Source organism: Mesorhizobium sp. P2_A12 (assembly GCF_056405075.1).
Genome location: NZ_JBFUCU010000009.1, coordinates 227,378 through 243,600, shown reverse-complemented (window position 1 = coordinate 243,600; position 16,223 = coordinate 227,378). Strand labels below are relative to the sequence as shown.

Annotated in this window: 15 protein-coding genes; 12 read left to right on the top strand and 3 right to left on the bottom strand. The window is 63.2% G+C overall.

Annotated features, from left to right (window positions below; translation table 11 throughout):
* The first annotated feature begins 188 nt into the window (after positions 1-188).
* The 6 genes from sufB (at position 189) to sufA (ending at position 6,018) form a co-directional block, all read left to right on the top strand.
* The gene (sufB, locus tag AC1DZU_RS20905; protein WP_013532161.1) at positions 189-1,706 is read left to right on the top strand and encodes a Fe-S cluster assembly protein SufB; all 1,518 of its coding nucleotides are present in this window, start codon (positions 189-191) and stop codon (positions 1,704-1,706) included.
* 27 nt (positions 1,707-1,733) lie between these two features.
* Positions 1,734-2,489 (top strand): Fe-S cluster assembly ATPase SufC, encoded by a 756-nt coding sequence (gene sufC, locus AC1DZU_RS20900; RefSeq protein ID WP_095085379.1) that lies wholly within the window; start codon positions 1,734-1,736, stop codon positions 2,487-2,489.
* 25 nt (positions 2,490-2,514) lie between these two features.
* Positions 2,515-3,783 carry a Fe-S cluster assembly protein SufD gene (gene sufD, locus AC1DZU_RS20895; protein ID WP_477287880.1) on the top strand — a complete coding sequence of 423 codons (1,269 nt, stop codon included), beginning with the start codon at positions 2,515-2,517 and terminating at the stop codon, positions 3,781-3,783.
* Between the two features lie 105 nt (positions 3,784-3,888).
* Positions 3,889-5,130, top strand: coding sequence for a cysteine desulfurase (locus AC1DZU_RS20890; RefSeq protein WP_477287878.1), 1,242 nt, complete (start codon positions 3,889-3,891; stop codon positions 5,128-5,130).
* Between the two features lie 5 nt (positions 5,131-5,135).
* Positions 5,136-5,528 carry an SUF system Fe-S cluster assembly protein gene (locus tag AC1DZU_RS20885; RefSeq protein WP_477287875.1) on the top strand — a complete coding sequence of 131 codons (393 nt, stop codon included), beginning with the start codon at positions 5,136-5,138 and terminating at the stop codon, positions 5,526-5,528.
* Between the two features lie 109 nt (positions 5,529-5,637).
* Positions 5,638-6,018, top strand: coding sequence for a Fe-S cluster assembly scaffold SufA (gene sufA / locus AC1DZU_RS20880; RefSeq protein ID WP_111542539.1), 381 nt, complete (start codon positions 5,638-5,640; stop codon positions 6,016-6,018).
* A 36-nt stretch (positions 6,019-6,054) separates the two neighbouring features.
* On the opposite strand, the gene AC1DZU_RS20875 is transcribed toward sufA, so the two are convergent.
* Positions 6,055-6,552 (bottom strand): GFA family protein, encoded by a 498-nt coding sequence (locus AC1DZU_RS20875; protein WP_477287873.1) that lies wholly within the window; start codon positions 6,550-6,552, stop codon positions 6,055-6,057.
* A gap of 92 nt (positions 6,553-6,644) precedes the next feature.
* Here AC1DZU_RS20875 and AC1DZU_RS20870 point away from each other — a divergent pair, with 92 nt between their 5' ends.
* A complete protein-coding gene (locus tag AC1DZU_RS20870) occupies positions 6,645-6,968 on the top strand; it encodes a TfoX/Sxy family protein (protein WP_477287871.1) in 324 nt (107 codons plus the stop codon).
* A gap of 264 nt (positions 6,969-7,232) precedes the next feature.
* On the opposite strand, the gene AC1DZU_RS20865 is transcribed toward AC1DZU_RS20870, so the two are convergent.
* Together AC1DZU_RS20865 and AC1DZU_RS20860 are read right to left on the bottom strand one after the other, a co-directional pair.
* Complete coding sequence (locus tag AC1DZU_RS20865) at positions 7,233-8,150, bottom strand: pseudouridine-5'-phosphate glycosidase (RefSeq protein ID WP_477287869.1); 918 nt, start codon at positions 8,148-8,150, stop codon at positions 7,233-7,235.
* Positions 8,151-8,225: 75 nt separating this feature from the next.
* On the bottom strand, positions 8,226-9,170 hold the full coding sequence (locus AC1DZU_RS20860; RefSeq protein WP_477287867.1) for a carbohydrate kinase family protein: 945 nt from the start codon (positions 9,168-9,170) through the stop codon (positions 8,226-8,228).
* A gap of 281 nt (positions 9,171-9,451) precedes the next feature.
* On the opposite strand from AC1DZU_RS20860, the gene recA reads away from it, so the two are divergent.
* From recA to AC1DZU_RS20835, 5 genes are all read left to right on the top strand, one after another.
* On the top strand, positions 9,452-10,549 hold the full coding sequence (gene recA / locus AC1DZU_RS20855) for a recombinase RecA (RefSeq protein ID WP_095085392.1): 1,098 nt from the start codon (positions 9,452-9,454) through the stop codon (positions 10,547-10,549).
* A gap of 391 nt (positions 10,550-10,940) precedes the next feature.
* A complete protein-coding gene (alaS, locus tag AC1DZU_RS20850; protein ID WP_477287865.1) occupies positions 10,941-13,607 on the top strand; it encodes an alanine--tRNA ligase in 2,667 nt (888 codons plus the stop codon).
* A gap of 10 nt (positions 13,608-13,617) precedes the next feature.
* Entirely contained in the window at positions 13,618-14,913 is a 1,296-nt protein-coding gene (locus tag AC1DZU_RS20845) for an SDR family oxidoreductase (protein ID WP_477287863.1), read from the top strand.
* Complete coding sequence (locus AC1DZU_RS20840) at positions 14,910-15,398, top strand: DUF2269 family protein (RefSeq protein WP_477287861.1); 489 nt, start codon at positions 14,910-14,912, stop codon at positions 15,396-15,398. The genes AC1DZU_RS20845 and AC1DZU_RS20840 overlap by 4 nt, the downstream gene beginning before the upstream one ends.
* Before the next feature lies 1 nt (position 15,399).
* On the top strand, positions 15,400-16,194 hold the full coding sequence (locus AC1DZU_RS20835; protein WP_477287859.1) for a PhzF family phenazine biosynthesis protein: 795 nt from the start codon (positions 15,400-15,402) through the stop codon (positions 16,192-16,194).
* Positions 16,195-16,223: the final 29 nt, after the last annotated feature.

Genomic DNA, 16,223 nt, shown 5'->3' with positions numbered 1-16,223 from the left:
GCAGCGGCCGGAAATAGACAGGCCTTCGGCCTGGTAGAGCCGTGCGTTTCATATTGGCCGGGTGAATTTCCGGTCGAAACGCACTATATAAAACTTACGCTGCCTCGAATGCCCTTGGGCGTTCATTTTGGCGGTGCCATAGTTTGAAAACTGTCGGGCCTTGACCCCGGCGTGGATGGAGAACGCATATGCCTGCTGTGCAGGACACGATCGATCGGGTCCGAAAGATCGACGTCGACCAATACAAATACGGATTCCAGACTGAAATCGCGATGGACAAGGCCCCCAAGGGCCTGAGCGAAGACATCATCCGTTTCATTTCGGCCAAGAAGGACGAGCCGTCCTGGATGCTGGAATGGCGCCTGGAGGCCTATCGCCGCTGGCTGACGCTCGACGAGCCGACCTGGGCGCGCGTTCACTACCCGAAGATCGATTTCCAGGACATCTACTTCTACGCGGCGCCCAAGAGCACGCCCGGCCCGACGTCGCTCAGCGATGTCGATCCCGAACTGCTGAAGGTCTACGAGAAGCTGGGTATCCCGCTGAGGGAACAGGAAATCCTCGCCGGCGTGCAGAAGACCGACGCCTCGGAACTCGAGGAAGTCAGCGACAATGTCTACAAGTCCGGCCGCGTCGCCGTCGACGCGGTGTTCGATTCCGTCTCCGTCGTCACCACCTTCAAGAAGGAGCTGGCGCAGGCCGGCGTCATTTTCTGCTCTATCTCGGAGGCCATCCGCGAGCATCCGGAACTGGTGAAGAAGTATCTCGGCTCGGTCGTGCCGACCTCCGACAACTACTACGCCACGCTGAATTCCGCCGTGTTCACCGACGGCTCCTTCGTCTTCGTGCCCAAGGGCGTGCGCTGCCCGATGGAGCTGTCGACCTATTTCCGCATGAACGAGAAGAACACCGGCCAGTTCGAGCGCACGCTGATCATCGCCGAGGAGGGGGCTTACGTCTCCTATCTCGAAGGCTGCACGGCGCCGCAGCGCGACGAGAACCAGCTTCACGCCGCGGTCGTCGAACTGGTGGCGCTCGACGATGCCGAGATCAAATATTCGACGGTGCAGAACTGGTACCCCGGCGACGCCGAGGGCAAGGGCGGCATCTACAATTTCGTCACCAAGCGCGGCGACTGCCGTGGCGACCGCTCGAAGATTTCGTGGACGCAGGTCGAGACCGGCTCAGCCATCACCTGGAAGTACCCGAGCTGCATCCTGCGCGGCGACGATTCCAGCGGCGAGTTCTATTCGATCGCCGTGTCGAACGGCTACCAGCAGGTCGACAGCGGCACCAAGATGATCCATCTCGGCAAGAACACGTCGAGCCGCATCATCTCCAAGGGCATCGCCGCCGGCTTCTCGCAGAACACCTATCGCGGCCAGGTCTCGGCGCACCGCAAGGCGACCAACGCCCGCAACTTCACCAACTGCGATTCCCTGCTGATCGGCGACCAGTGCGGCGCGCACACCGTGCCCTACATGGAAGCCAAGAATTCGACGGCGCAGTTCGAACACGAAGCGACGACGTCGAAGATTTCCGAGGACCAGAAATTCTACGTCATGCAGCGCGGCATTCCCGAAGAGGAAGCGATCGCGCTGATCGTCAACGGCTTCGTCAAGGACGTCATCCAGCAACTGCCGATGGAATTCGCTGTCGAGGCGCAGAAGCTGATCGGGATCAGCCTTGAGGGTTCGGTCGGCTGACCGGACAAGATATTCAGGAAACAAAGAATGCTTGAAATCAGAAATCTGCACGCCCGCATCGTCGATGACGGCACCGAGATCATCCGTGGCCTGAACCTGACGGTGAAAGCCGGCGAGGTCGCCGCGATCATGGGGCCGAATGGCTCGGGCAAGTCGACGCTGTCCTATATTCTCGCCGGTCGCGAGGACTATGAGGTGACCGAGGGCGACATCCTCTACAACGGCCAGTCGATCCTCGAAATGGATCCGGCCGAGCGCGCCACGTCAGGCATCTTCCTCGCCTTCCAGTATCCGATGGAGATACCGGGCGTCGCGACCATGGAATTCCTGAAAGTGGCGATGAACGAGCAGCGCAAGGCGCGTGGCGAAGAGCCGCTGAAGATCCCGGAATTCCTGAAGCGGGTGAAGGAAGCCGCCGCCTCGCTCAGCATGGACATGGCGATGCTGAAGCGCCCGCTCAATGTCGGCTTTTCCGGCGGCGAGAAGAAGCGCGCCGAGATCCTGCAGATGAAGCTGCTGGAGCCGAAACTCTGCGTGCTCGATGAGACCGATTCCGGCCTCGACATCGATGCGCTCAAGATCGTTTCCGACGGCGTCAACGCGTTGCGTGCGCCCGACCGTGCGTTCCTCGTCATCACCCACTACCAGCGCCTGCTCGAACACATCGTGCCTGACTCGGTGCACGTGCTCTACAGGGGCCAGGTGATCAAGTCCGGCGATAAGTCGTTGGCGCTCGATCTGGAAGCCAATGGCTATGCCGGCGTGATCGGCGAAGCCGCGTGAGATGCCAGAAGGCAAGGTCAAACTCATGAATATGCACACTCAGCCCCAGCGGACACCGGCTGAAACAGCGTTGATCGACGCGTTCGGCGACCGGCTGTCGCTGCTGCCGGGCGACGGCGCGGTGATGCTGAAGCGCGACGACGCCATCGAAGCGATCAAGCACGGCCTGCCGACACGGCGCATCGAATCCTGGCACTACACCGATCTGCGCCGGCTGTTGAACGCAGTGCCGGACTTCGATCCGGCCGCGATGGCCAAGGCTGTTGCACCAATCGTGGAAGGCTCCGCCGTGCTGGCGATCCTGAACGGCAAGTCCGATGCGAAGACGCCGGCCGTCGAAGGCGTCACCATGCAGCGCCTGTCGGAAAAACTGACCGACGGCAGCGTCGCGCCGGGGCTCGATCCCTATGGCAGCGATGACGCCATCGGCGCGCTGAACACCGCTTTCGTCGCCGACGGTTACTTTGTCGACATCGCCGATGGCGCCGAGCTGGAAAAGCCGATCGAACTGCAGAACCTGCAGGCCGGCGGCCAGACGCATGTGCGCCTCATGGTGCACGTCGGCGCTGGCGCCAAGGCTGTTATCGTAGAACGTCAGGCCGGCGAGGGTGCTGCCCTGGTGAGCTCGGTCAGCCAGCTTGTGCTCGGCGAGGGCGCCGAGGTGACGTGGCTGATCGTCCAGGAGCAGCCGGAGACGGCAACGCATCTGGCGCAGTTCAAGGCCCATATCGGCAAGAACGCGAAGCTGACGCTGTTCGTCATGAACGCCGGCGGCAGGCTGGTGCGCCAGGAGGTCATGGTCAGGACGACCGGCGAAGGCGCCGACTTCCAGCTGCGCGGCATCAATCTTCTGGCCGGCGACACCCATACCGACGTGACCATGGTGCTCGACCACGCCGTGCCGCATACGGCCTCGACGGAAGTGATCCGCAACGTGGTGACGGGCAAGGCGCGCGGCGTTTTCCAGGGCCGCATCAACGTCCACCAATATGCGCAGAAGACCAACGCCAAGATGGCCTGCAACACGCTGCTGCTATCGGATGATGGCGAGTTCTCGACCAAGCCGGAGCTTGAAATCTTCGCCGACGACGTCGTCTGTGGCCATGGCGCGACGGTCACCGAAATCGACCACGACCACCTGTTCTACCTGATGGCGCGCGGCGTCGACGAGAAGACCGCCCGCGGCCTTCTGGTCAAAGCCTTCGTCGCCGAAGTGATCGAGGAACTGGACGACGAGACGATCGTCGACGCGCTGGAAGCGAAGCTCGACGACTGGTTTGTGACACACGGGTAAGCTCCCTCCCTTCTCCCCTTGTGGGAGAAGGTGGATTGGCGCGAAGCGCCAAGACGGATGAGGGGTGCTGGAAGGAACGCGGCCTAGAGCGGCAAGGACTTCGAAATGGACCAGAAAGTCGAAAACATCCCCTACGACGTCGAGGCGATCCGCCGCGACTTCCCGATCCTGTCGCGCGAGGTCTACGGCAAGCCGCTGGTCTATCTCGACAATGGCGCCTCGGCGCAGAAGCCGCAGGTGGTGCTCGACACAATCCAGCACGCCTACAGCCAGGAATACGCGAACGTCCACCGCGGCCTGCATTTCCTGTCCAACGCGGCGACCGACGCTTACGAGAAGGCGCGCGAGACGGTGCGTCGTTTTCTCAACGCACCGAGCACCGACAACATCGTCTTTACTTCGAACACGACGTCGGCGATCAACACCGTCGCCTATGGCTATGGCATGCCCAACATCGGCGAGGGCGACGAGATCGTGCTGTCGATCATGGAGCATCATTCCAACATCGTGCCGTGGCATTTCATCCGCGAGCGGCAGGGCGCGAAACTGGTCTGGGTGCCGGTCGACGATCTCGGAGTTTTCCACATCGAGGAGTTCGAGAAGCGGCTGACCGATCGCACCAAGCTGGTCGCCATCACCCAGATGTCGAATGCGCTGGGCACGGTGACGCCGATCAAGGAGATCGTGCGCATTGCGCATGCGCGCGGAATTCCCGTCCTCGTCGACGGCAGCCAGAGCGCTGTGCACATGCCGATCGACGTGCAGGATCTCGACTGCGATTTCTTCGTCTTCACCGGCCACAAGGTCTACGGTCCGTCCGGCATCGGCGTGCTCTATGGCAAGAAGGACATTCTCCTCGGCATGCGCCCGTTCATAGGCGGCGGCGAGATGATCGAGGAGGTGACGGAGGACATCGTCACCTACAACGAACCGCCGCACCGCTTCGAGGCAGGCACACCGCCGATCGTCCAGGCGATCGGGCTGGGCGCCGCCCTCGACTATATGGAAAAGGTCGGCCGTGAGCGCATCGCCGCCCACGAGGAAGACCTCAAGACTTATGCGCATGAGCGGCTGCGCGCCATCAACTCGCTGCGCATCTTCGGCGATGCGCCCGGCAAGGGCGCCATCATCTCGTTCGAACTGCAGGGCATTCACGCTCATGACGTGTCGATGGTGATAGACAGGCAAGGCGTTGCGGTGCGCGCCGGCACGCATTGCGCCCAGCCGCTGTTGAAACGCTTTGGCGTAACCTCCACATGCAGGGCATCGTTCGGCATGTATAATACCAGGGCCGAAGTCGACGCTTTGGCCGAGGCGCTTGAAAAAGCGCGCAAGTTTTTTGGGTGACGACCATGGATGATGTGAGCACCGCCGCCGAAACTTCTCCCGAAACCGCGACCAACGCGCTGGTTTCAGGATCAGCCATTCCCGCCGACGAACTGGCGCGGCTGACCGACGACATCGTCTCGGCGCTGAAGACGGTCTATGACCCGGAAATCCCGGCCGACATCTACGAGCTTGGCCTCGTCTATAAGATCGACATCGAGGACGACCGCTCGGTCAAGATCGACATGACGCTGACCGCGCCGGGCTGCCCAGTCGCGGGCGAAATGCCCGGCTGGGTGGAAAACGCCGTCGGCGCCGTCGAGGGCGTGTCCGGCGTCGAGGTCAACATGACCTTCGACCCACCTTGGTCGCCCGACCGCATGTCGGAAGAGGCGCAGGTCGCGGTGGGTTGGTACTAGCGTCGAGCCTCATAAGGGTGGCGCACTTGCGCCAGTGGTAAAACTTCACCATTTTAGGTGAGGAATCGTTCGGCAGGCCTTGAACCTGCACGGAATGGAGAAAGAAAAGATGGGACGCTTTGCCGTCATCACGATGACCGAAAAGGCTGCGGACCGGGTGCGCGAGATCGTCGCCACCCGCGACGGCGCGCATGGCATCCGCCTCGGCATCAAGAAGGGCGGCTGCGCCGGCATGGAATACACGGTCGATCTGGTGACCGAACCCAACACCAAGGACGACCATATCGAGCGTGATGGCGCCCATGTCTATGTGGCGCCCGAGGCTGCCCTTTTCCTGTTCGGCACCGAGATGGATTTCGAGCAGACGACCCTGCGCACCGGCTTCACCTTCCGCAACCCGAACCAGAGTTCGGCCTGCGGCTGCGGTGAATCGGTTGAGTTGAAACCGGCTGACCTGAAGGCTCTCGCGGAAGCACGCGCCTCGGCCTGAGGCTTTCCCTTCTCCCCGTAAACGGGGCGAAGAGTCTCACTCCACCCACATGCCCGTTCGCTTGTGCCAGTCGGCGATGGATTCCTCCGGATAGGCGTCGAACGTCCTGTCGCCCTTGCCGATCACGGGTTCGACCCAGTTGGCCTTGTACTTCAGCATCAGATGCACCCGGCTCGGCGGCTCCGGCAGATCGGTGTCGATCGCCGAGGCGAAGGGATGCACGAGCTCCGGCCATGTCGGATCGTAGAGCCACAGTGCCGACCCGCATTTGCGACAGAAATTGCGCTCGCCGGTCGATATTTCGCACCGCGGATGCTCGTCGTCCTCGATCTCGGCCCGGTAAACGCCGAGGTTCCTCTTGCCCCTGATATTCAGCGTCTCGTTGACCGCGCCGAGATTGATGGAGAAGCCGCCGCCGCCTTGCTGCTTGCGGCAGATCGAGCAGTAGCACAGCATGAACGGCGCCGGCGTGTGGCTCTCGACTTCGAAACGAACGGCATTGCAGCGGCAGGACCCCTTGAGCAGAAGCGGCATGATGGGGAAACTCCGACGGATGGCTCTCAACCTGTCAGTATGATCTTGGTTGCAGCGATGACAATGTCAAATGCCGGTGACATGATCGCGGCATGGACAATGAACGCATCGCCGAACTGTTCGAGGGCCTTGGCCCGGTCAGCATCCGCAAACTGTTCGGCGGCAAGGGCATCTATTTCGACGGTGTCATAGTCGCCATCGTGCTGCGCGGCGAATTGATGCTGAAGGCCGACGCGCAAAGCGCGCCGGACTTCGCGGCCGCAGGCTGCCGGCAGTGGACCTATACCGGCTCCCGGCACGGCAAGCTGGTCTCCATGCCCTACTGGAGCGTTCCCGACAGCGCCTTCGACGATCCCGACGAGATGACGGTCTGGGCACGCCGCGCCTATGAGGCAGGACGGCGGTCTGGGAAATAGTGCAACGACCTCAGGTGCTGCGGCAATCTTTTGGCAGCGGCGAGGGACAGCACCCCCCTCTGTCCTGCCGGACATCTCCCCCGCAAGGGGGGAGATCGGCAGCTTCACTGAAGGCGCTCTACCTCCAACCTCGGCGATTGGCGAAAGCGGCGGCGACGTCCAATCTCCCCCCTTGCGGGGGAGATGTCCGGCAGGACAGAGGGGGGTGTGAAGGAACTCGGCGTTCACGCCTAGCTACTCATTGCCAGACGCTTGAACAGCAGCCTACAGCGCCTTTGCAATCCGCGCCGCCAGCCTTGCATTGTTTTCGACCAGTGCGATGTTGGTCTTCAGGCTCCTGCCGCCGGTCAGTTCGAGGATTTTCGACAGCAGGAACGGCGTCACCGCCTTGCCGGTTACGTTGAGCGCTTCGGCGGCCTTCTGCGCGGCCTCGATATAACCGGCCATCTCTTCGGCCGGAATTTCGTGGTTTTCGGGCACCGGATTGGCGATCAGCATGCCGCCGGCGAGCCCCAGCGCCTGCCGGGTCTGGTAGAAATGCGCGATCTCTTCCGGTTTGTGCAAGGTCAGCGGCGCGCGGAACGGCGAATGCCGCGACCAGAAGGCCGGCATCGTCTCGCAGCCATGGCCGACCACGGGCACGCCGCGCGTCTCCAGCACTTCCAGCGTCTTTTCGATGTCGAGGATGGCCTTGGCGCCGGCCGACACGACGATGACCGGCGTGCGCGCCAGTTCGTCGAGGTCGGCGGAAATGTCGAAACTCTTTTCCGCACCCTTGTGCACGCCGCCGATGCCGCCGGTGGCGAACACCTTGATGCCGACCATATGCGCCGCGATCATCGTGGCGGCGACGGTGGTGCCGCCCGTGCGCCCTTGCGCCACCGCGAAGCCGAGGTCGGCGCGCGACAGCTTCATGGCATCGCCGGTCATGGCAAGGGACTCGCGCTCGCCATCCGAAAGCCCGATCTTGATGCGCCCGCCAACCACGGCGATCGTCGCCGGCACGGCGCCGCCATCGCTGATGATCTTTTCGACATCGGCCGCCATGGCGCCATTGTCGGGGTAGGGCATGCCATGGGTGATGATGGTGCTCTCCAGCGCCACCACCGGCCGCCCGGCGGCCAAGGCCTGTGCCACCGGCGCATGGATATCGATGAAGGGGCGGGCGGTTTCTGGTGTCATCCTGATCTCCAATCCGGTGCGATGCGCCTCCACTAGGACGCGCGAAAACACTCCGGCACTATGAACTGGCCGGTCTCATGCCACTTCCTGCGCGTCCGGCACAAGAGCCAGCGCCTCGGTGAAATCAGCGGCGGTGAAATCGGGAACGGCGTCGGCGCTTTCGATGGCCAGCGTCGCCGCGGCAATGCCTTCGCGCAGGGCTGCGCGCAACGGCATGCCGCGCAGCGAGGCAGCGACCGTCGCACCCGCCAGCGCATCGCCGGCGCCGGTGACGTCGGTGACCTTTCTTGGCGTCGGCGGCAGGATCGAGAAGGTGCCGGCTTCATCGAAGCCCAGCATCGAAGCGCCGCCCGCTGTCACCACGCCGCTTTTGAGCCCGGCGCGTTTCAGCCCGTCGACGATGTCGTACCCCGAAGCCGCACCGTCCAGGCCGGCAAGTGCGACGGCCTCGCGCTGGTTCATGAAGACGACGGCCAGATTGCCGAGCACCGGCCTCAGGCGCACGATCTTGGCCGGCGAAATGGCAATGGCGAAGACGGGTTTGCCGGCGGCGAGTGCCACGAGCCTCTCCAGTGCCGCCGTCGGCAAATTGGCGTCGCAGAAGACGGCATCGGCGGCGGCGAGTACCTCGCGCACCTTGGAGCGCCTGACCTGCTTGGGAAACGCCAGTTCATAGAGCGCCATGTCGGCAAAGCCGACGATCAGCTCGCCCTCGCTGTCGATCAGCGCCGTATAGCTTGGCGTCGTGCGATCGAGGAACACCGCCGACAGGTCGGCAATCCCGGCTTTGGCGATGGCCCGTGAAACCGTATCGGCGGCGGCATCGCCGCCGCGCACCGACAGCAGCGAGGCCGAAACACCGCGCCGGACCGCACTGCGCAAGGCATTGAAGACGCCCCCGCCGACATCCTCGCGCATCGTGCCGGGATTGGACGCGGCCGGCACGTAAGCGCCGGACACCTGGCCACGCCGGTCGATATGGGCGCCGCCCACGGCCAGGATTCTTGGAGATTTCACCATGCCGACGATATGACCTTTGTTATTCCAGCGGTACAAGCGTTAGGCTGTGCGACGGAGCCTCGCATGCTGGCAGGCGATTCGGCAGATCGAAACGAGTATGCGGTCTGGCCCAATGCGAGGTGCGCTCCTGATGTGATTCTTGGGACAAAAAAAGAACAAATCCGGATAGTGATTGCCTTTCAGATACTTGAACCCTCTTGCCAAACAAGAACAAAAAAGGTACAAATAGGCAGGGATTACGGATTGTCCGGCCTTCATTGACGACCAAGGGGTGATGTATCATGGCTCAGAATTCTTTGCGGCTGGTAGAGGACAAAGCGGTGGACAAATCAAAGGCTCTGGACGCGGCGCTGTCGCAAATCGAGCGGGCTTTCGGCAAGGGCTCGATCATGCGGCTCGGCGCGAACGAGCAGGTCGTCGAGATTGAAACCGTGCCGACGGGCTCGCTCGGCCTCGACATCGCGCTTGGCGTCGGTGGCCTGCCGCGTGGCCGCATCATCGAGATCTACGGGCCGGAAAGCTCGGGCAAGACGACGCTTGCGTTGCACACCGTCGCGGAAGCCCAGAAGAAAGGCGGCATCTGCGCCTTCGTCGATGCTGAGCATGCGCTCGATCCGGTCTATGCCCGCAAGCTTGGCGTCGATCTGGAAAACCTTCTGATCTCGCAGCCCGACACCGGTGAACAGGCGCTGGAAATCTGCGACACGCTGGTGCGCTCCGGTGCCATCGATGTGCTGGTGGTCGATTCGGTCGCGGCGCTGACGCCGCGTGCCGAAATCGAAGGCGAGATGGGCGATTCGCTGCCTGGCCTGCAGGCCCGCCTGATGAGCCAGGCGCTGCGCAAGCTGACCGCCTCGATCTCACGCTCCAACACCATGGTCATCTTCATCAACCAGATCCGCATGAAGATCGGCGTCATGTTCGGTTCGCCCGAGACCACAACGGGCGGCAACGCGCTGAAATTCTACGCCTCGGTCCGCCTCGACATCCGCCGCATCGGCTCGGTCAAGGACCGCGACGAGGTCGTCGGCAACCAGACCCGCGTCAAGGTGGTCAAGAACAAGCTGGCGCCGCCCTTCAAGGTGGTCGAGTTCGACATCATGTATGGCGAAGGCGTATCCAAGACCGGCGAACTGGTCGACCTCGGCGTCAAGGCCGGCGTGGTCGAGAAGTCGGGCGCCTGGTTCTCCTACAATTCGCAGCGTCTCGGCCAGGGCCGCGAGAATGCCAAACTGTTCCTGCGCGACAATCCCGACACGGCGCGCGAGATCGAACTGGCGCTCAGGCAGAATGCCGGGTTGATCGCCGAGAAATTCCTCGAGAATGGCGGCGCCGAGAGCGGCGACGACGGTTTCGAGGAGGAATCCGGCGCGATGTAACTACTTCGTGCACAGGATGCCGGCCGAAGATCGGCCATAATCCTGTTCTATTATCTCAAGCTTATGTAATTGAGTTCAGTGTTTTTTGCGTTCCAAACCGCCGGCTTTCGAGCCGGCGGTTTTTCATTTTGCGGCTGGCGCTGATGGTCGGCAAGCGCGCGATTTGGACCAATTCCGTGTTTCTGGACAGGGTGCGGTGCGACCGCTAAAAGGCCAAGTCTATTTTCTTATGGATGTCGCCCAAAGTGCGCAGCGGTTTTGGGACAACGACATGCATGGAAGCAAGAACTTAAGGCGCGACGACTGAATCCGTTTTCAGCGCGGCGCGCTTTGAGACCCAGAGCCCATTTTCCGCCGGTTTGCCGGCGGTTTTCTCGAAAAGGCAGCATTCATGAGTGGCGTGAACGAGATCCGGTCGACTTTTCTCGACTACTTCCGCAAGGAGGGTCACGAGATCGTCGCGTCGAGCCCGCTGGTACCGCGCAACGATCCGACGCTGATGTTCACCAACGCCGGCATGGTGCAGTTCAAAAACGTCTTCACCGGCCTGGAGAAGCGGCCCTATTCGCGCGCCTCCACCGCGCAGAAGAGCGTCCGCGCCGGCGGCAAGCATAACGACCTCGACAATGTCGGCTACACCGCGCGCCATCTGACCTTCTTCGAAATGCTCGGCAATTTCTCCTTTGGCGACTATTTCAAGGAGCGCGCCATCGAGCTTGCCTGGAACCTGATCACCAAGGAATTCGGGCTGAACAAGGACAAGCTGCTGGTCACCGTCTATCACACGGACGATGAGGCTGCCGGCTTCTGGAAGAAGATCGCCGGTTTTTCCGACGACCGCATCATTCGCATCGCGACCTCGGACAATTTCTGGGCGATGGGCGACACCGGACCTTGCGGGCCGTGCTCCGAGATCTTCATCGACCGCGGCGAACACATCTGGGGCGGCCCTCCCGGCAGCCCCGAGGAGGACGGCGACCGTTTCCTCGAATTCTGGAACCTGGTCTTCATGCAGTATGAACAGGTGACGAAGGAGGAGCGCATCGACCTGCCGCGCCCGTCGATCGACACCGGCATGGGGCTGGAGCGCATGGCGTCCATCATGCAAGGGGTGGAGAGCGTCTTTGAGACCGATCTGTTCCGTCACCTGATCGACGCGGCGTCGTCCGCCATCGGGCACGGTCCCGACAAGGAGACGGTCGCGTCCTTCCGCGTCATTGCCGATCATCTGCGCTCGTCCTCGTTCCTGGTCGCGGACGGCGTGCTGCCGTCGAACGAAGGCCGTGGCTATGTCCTGCGCCGCATCATGCGCCGCGCCATGCGTCATGCGCAGTTGCTCGGCGCCCGCGATCCGCTGATGTGGCGCCTGGTGCCGGCCCTGGTGCGCGAGATGGGCCAGGCCTATCCGGAACTGGTACGCGGCGAGCAGTTGATCACCGAGACCCTGAAGCTCGAGGAGACCCGTTTCCGCAAGACGCTGGTGCGCGGCCTCGGCCTGCTTTCGGAGGCGACGGAAACGCTGCACGCCGGCGACATGCTGGATGGCGAGACGGCCTTCAAGCTCTACGACACTTACGGATTTCCGCTCGACCTGACGCAGGACGCGCTGCGCCAGCGCAGCATCTCGGTCGATCTTGCCGGTTTCACCAATGCCATGGAACGGCAGAAAACCGAAGCACGCGCCCACTGGGCAGGCTCCGGTGACGCGGCCACCGAGACTGTCTGGTTCCCGGTGCGCGAGAAGGCCGGCGCCACCGAATTCCTCGGCTACGAGACCGAGCAGGCTGAAGGCCTTATCCAGGCGCTTGTCCGGGACGGCAAGACCGTCGACAGCGCAAGCAAGGGCGAGGCGGTTGCCGTGGTCGTCAACCAGACGCCATTCTATGCCGAGTCCGGCGGCCAGATGGGCGACACCGGCATCATTTCAGGTGAAGGCTTCTCGATCGAGATTTCCGATACGCAGAAGAAGGCCGATGGGCTGTTCGTCCATATCGGCAAGGTGGCCAGCGGCACGGTCAAGACCGGCGCGGCCGTCGAGCTGAAGGTTGATCATGCGCGCCGCTCCAGGCTGCGTGCCAACCATTCCGCGACGCACCTGATCCATGAGGCGCTGCGCGAGGTGCTCGGCAGCCATGTCGCGCAGAAGGGTTCGCTGGTTGCGCCCGAGCGCCTGCGCTTCGACATCTCGCACAACAAGCCGATTTCCCCCGAGGATCTCGAAGAGGTCGAGCGCATGGCGAACGAGATCGTCGTCCAGAACAGCCCGGTGAGCACGCGCCTGATGTCGGTCGACGATGCCATTGCCGAGGGCGCCATGGCGCTGTTTGGCGAGAAGTACGGCGATGAAGTGCGCGTCGTGTCGATGGGCACCGGCCTGCATGGCGCCAAGGCCAACCGGCCCTATTCGGTCGAGCTCTGCGGCGGCACGCATGTCAGGGCGACCGGCGATATCGGCCTGGTGCGTGTCGTGTCGGATAGCGCGGTCGCCGCCGGCGTGCGCCGCATCGAGGCTTTGACCGGCGAAGCCGCGCGCAAGCATCTCGACGAGCAGGACCGGCGTTTGAAATCGGTCGCCGCGACGCTGAAGATCTCGCCGGCCGACGTGCCGGCACGCGTCGAGGCGCTGCTCGACGAGCGCAAGAAGCTCGAGAAGGAACTGACCGAGGCGCGCAAGAAACTGGCGCTGGGCGGCGGAGCCGCGGCGGGTGCGCCGTCGGAGAACGAGACTGTCGCCGGCGTCGGCTTCCTCGGCAAAGCGGTTTCCGGTGTCTCGCCGAAGGATCTGAAGCCGCTGGCCGATGCCGGCAAGAACTCGCTCGGTTCCGGCGTCGTCGTCTTCGTCGGTTCCGGCGAGGACAACAAGGCGAGCGTCGTGGTCGCTGTCACCGATGATCTGGTCGGCCGTTTCAGCGCCGTCGATCTGGTGCGCGTGGCCTCCGCCGCGTTGGGCGGTCAGGGTGGCGGCGGGCGACCCGACATGGCGCAGGCCGGTGGCCCGGACGCTTCGAAAGCCGGTGATGCGATCGCCGCGGTCAAGGCGGCGCTGGAGGCAGCCTGAAAGTCCCTGCATGAAGGTGCTCGTCCTTGGCGGCTACGGTCTGATCGGCGAAGCAGTCGTCGGCCGTCTGCTTCGCGACGGGCATCATGTGGCCGGCCTTGGGCGCGATGTCGTGTATGCCAAGCCGCGCTGGCCGGCGGTGCGCTGGATCGCCGCCGACATGTCGCGGCTGCTTGCCGCTGAGGACTGGCTGCCGATGGTCACCGGTATGGATGCAATCGTCAATGCGGCAGGCGCCTTGCAGGATGGCGCGCGCGATCGCCTCGACGCCATCCACCGGCATTCGGTGGCGGCGCTGGTCGCGGCATGCGAACGGGCCGGCGTGCGCCGTTTTGCACAGATTTCCGCGATCGGCGCCGACCTCTCCTCCGCCGACGCTTTCTTCAACAGCAAGGCGCAAGGCGACAGGGCAGTCGCAAGCTCTTCGCTGGAGTGGACGATCCTGCGCCCCGGCTTGGTGATCGCGCCCGCCGCCTATGGCGGGACCGCACTTTTGCGCGCCCTGGCGGCCTTCCCCGGCTTTATCCCCGCCGTCATGTCGCGGCAGCCGATCCAGACCGTGGCGGTCACCGACGTTGCTGAAGCGGTATCGCGCGCGGTCGCCGGATCTCTGCCGCCCCGTACTGCCGTCGATCTCGTCGAGGCCGAGGCCAGACCACTCGCCGATGTTCTCTCAGCCTTTCGGGCATGGCTTGGCCTGCCGCGGGCGAAGGTCGTACCGATGCCGGCCATTGTCGGCCGGCTTGCTGCCGCAACTGCCGATGGCCTCGGCCTCCTTGGCTGGCGATCGCCTTTGCGCAGCTCAGCCCTTGCCGCATTGGCGCGTGGCGTGACCGGAAATGCCGGGCCATGGAACCAGATTTGCGGCCATCCGCTGCAGCCGCTGGAAGCAACGCTGGCCGCCATGTCGGCCCATGTCCAGGAGCGATGGTTCGCGCGCCTCTGGCTGGCAAAACCTGTCATCTTCGGCTGCCTGGCCCTGTTCTGGCTTGCGTCGGGCATCATCGGCCTGATCCGGCAAGACGAGGCCGCTTCCATTCTTGTTTCACGCGGCGTGTCGGCGAATCTGGCAGACATGTCGGTTGTTGCCGGCAGTGCTGCGGATATCCTTGCCGGTGCGGCGGTTCTGGTCCGGCCTTGGGCCCGGCGGGCGCTGCTGGCGATGATTGCGATCACGCTGTTTTATCTGGCGGCGTCGACGCTTCTCGTTCCCGATCTGTGGCTCGCGCCGCTGGGGCCGCTGGTCAAGACGATCCCCATGCTGTGCCTGGTGCTTGTGGCGCTGGCGGTCCTCGACGAGCGATGAACCTCTGGGCTGACATACTGCGCTGGACGCATGTCATTGGCGCCACGGTTCTCTTCGGCACCGGCGCCGGGATCGCCTTCTTCATGCTGATGGCGCAGCGCACCGGTCGCGCCGACCTCGTCGCCCATGTCGCGGGCACGGTTGTCGTCGCCGACACCATCTTCACGGCAACCGCCGTCGTGGTGCAGCCCATATCAGGCGTGTTGCTTGCCCGGGCATTGGGGTGGCCGCTGTCCGAAGGCTGGATCGTGCTGTCCTTGCTGCTTTATGTCGTGACGGGTCTGTTCTGGCTGCCGGTGGTCTGGATCCAGATTCGGATACGAAATCTGGCGCGACAGGCGGCCATCGAAAATCGACCGCTGCCCGCCGAGGAAAAGCACCTTTTTCGCATCTGGTTCGCTTGCGGCTTTCCGGCTTTCGCTGCCGTGCTTGCTATCGTTTGGCTGATGGTCGCCCGGCCGGCGATCAGTCTTTTCGGAGGATGATGTGCCCACGCTGACCATGTACCAGGTCGATGCTTTTGCCGAGCGCGCCTTTCAGGGCAACCCCGCTGCCGTCCTCATCTTGCCGGACTGGCTGGCCGACGAGGTGATGCAGGCCATCGCAAACGAGAACAATCTCGCCGAAACCGCCTTTGCGCGGCCGAACGGCAAGGGCTGGGACTTGCGCTGGTTCACACCGGTTCATGAAGTCGACTTCTGCGGACACGCCACCCTGGCGACCGCCCATGTGCTAGCCTCGCAACACGATGTGCCCGATGACATCGCCTTTGCGACGCGAGTGGGCGAGTTGCGGGTCTCTCAGCGGCAAGGCGCCTACCAGCTCGATCTGCCATGTTTTCCGCCGCAGCCTGTCGATGGGGAAACCATGTTGGCGCTGCAGGAGATATTGTCGCCGCATCCGGTTGCGAGCTTTCGCAATTTTGAGAACCTGTTCGTCGAGCTTGCCGACGAGCAATCCGTCCGATCCTTCGTTCCCGATCTGCTCAGGATCGGAGCTTTCCACCCGCTTGGCCTTGTCATTACCGCGCGCGGCCAAACGCATGATTTCGTCTCCCGCTATTTCGTTCCCGGAGCCGGCATTCCCGAGGATCCGGTGACCGGTTCAATTCATGCGACGCTCGTGCCGTACTGGGCTGAAAAACTCGGCAAGACCCACCTGTCGGCGTTGCAGTGCTCACAGCGTGGCGGGCATCTTTTGTGTGATCTGGCCGGCGATCGCGTGCTGATCCTGGGTCGTGCCAAGACCTTCATGAAGGCGGAAATCTACCTTCCAGAATAAGCGGCGCCTGGAATGAACAGCGGCCGCAG

Coding starts and splice junctions, on each gene's coding strand:
- sufB (WP_013532161.1), top strand. CDS start 189: ATGCCTGCTGTGCAGGACACGATCGATCGGGTCCGAAAGATCGACGTC.
- AC1DZU_RS20840 (WP_477287861.1), top strand. CDS start 14,910: ATGAACCTCTGGGCTGACATACTGCGCTGGACGCATGTCATTGGCGCC.
- AC1DZU_RS20865 (WP_477287869.1), bottom strand. CDS start 8,150: ATGACACCAGAAACCGCCCGCCCCTTCATCGATATCCATGCGCCGGTG.
- AC1DZU_RS20885 (WP_477287875.1), top strand. CDS start 5,136: ATGGATGATGTGAGCACCGCCGCCGAAACTTCTCCCGAAACCGCGACC.
- sufD (WP_477287880.1), top strand. CDS start 2,515: ATGAATATGCACACTCAGCCCCAGCGGACACCGGCTGAAACAGCGTTG.
- sufC (WP_095085379.1), top strand. CDS start 1,734: ATGCTTGAAATCAGAAATCTGCACGCCCGCATCGTCGATGACGGCACC.
- alaS (WP_477287865.1), top strand. CDS start 10,941: ATGAGTGGCGTGAACGAGATCCGGTCGACTTTTCTCGACTACTTCCGC.
- recA (WP_095085392.1), top strand. CDS start 9,452: ATGGCTCAGAATTCTTTGCGGCTGGTAGAGGACAAAGCGGTGGACAAA.
- AC1DZU_RS20890 (WP_477287878.1), top strand. CDS start 3,889: ATGGACCAGAAAGTCGAAAACATCCCCTACGACGTCGAGGCGATCCGC.
- AC1DZU_RS20845 (WP_477287863.1), top strand. CDS start 13,618: ATGAAGGTGCTCGTCCTTGGCGGCTACGGTCTGATCGGCGAAGCAGTC.
- AC1DZU_RS20870 (WP_477287871.1), top strand. CDS start 6,645: ATGGACAATGAACGCATCGCCGAACTGTTCGAGGGCCTTGGCCCGGTC.
- AC1DZU_RS20875 (WP_477287873.1), bottom strand. CDS start 6,552: ATGCCGCTTCTGCTCAAGGGGTCCTGCCGCTGCAATGCCGTTCGTTTC.
- AC1DZU_RS20860 (WP_477287867.1), bottom strand. CDS start 9,170: ATGGTGAAATCTCCAAGAATCCTGGCCGTGGGCGGCGCCCATATCGAC.
- sufA (WP_111542539.1), top strand. CDS start 5,638: ATGGGACGCTTTGCCGTCATCACGATGACCGAAAAGGCTGCGGACCGG.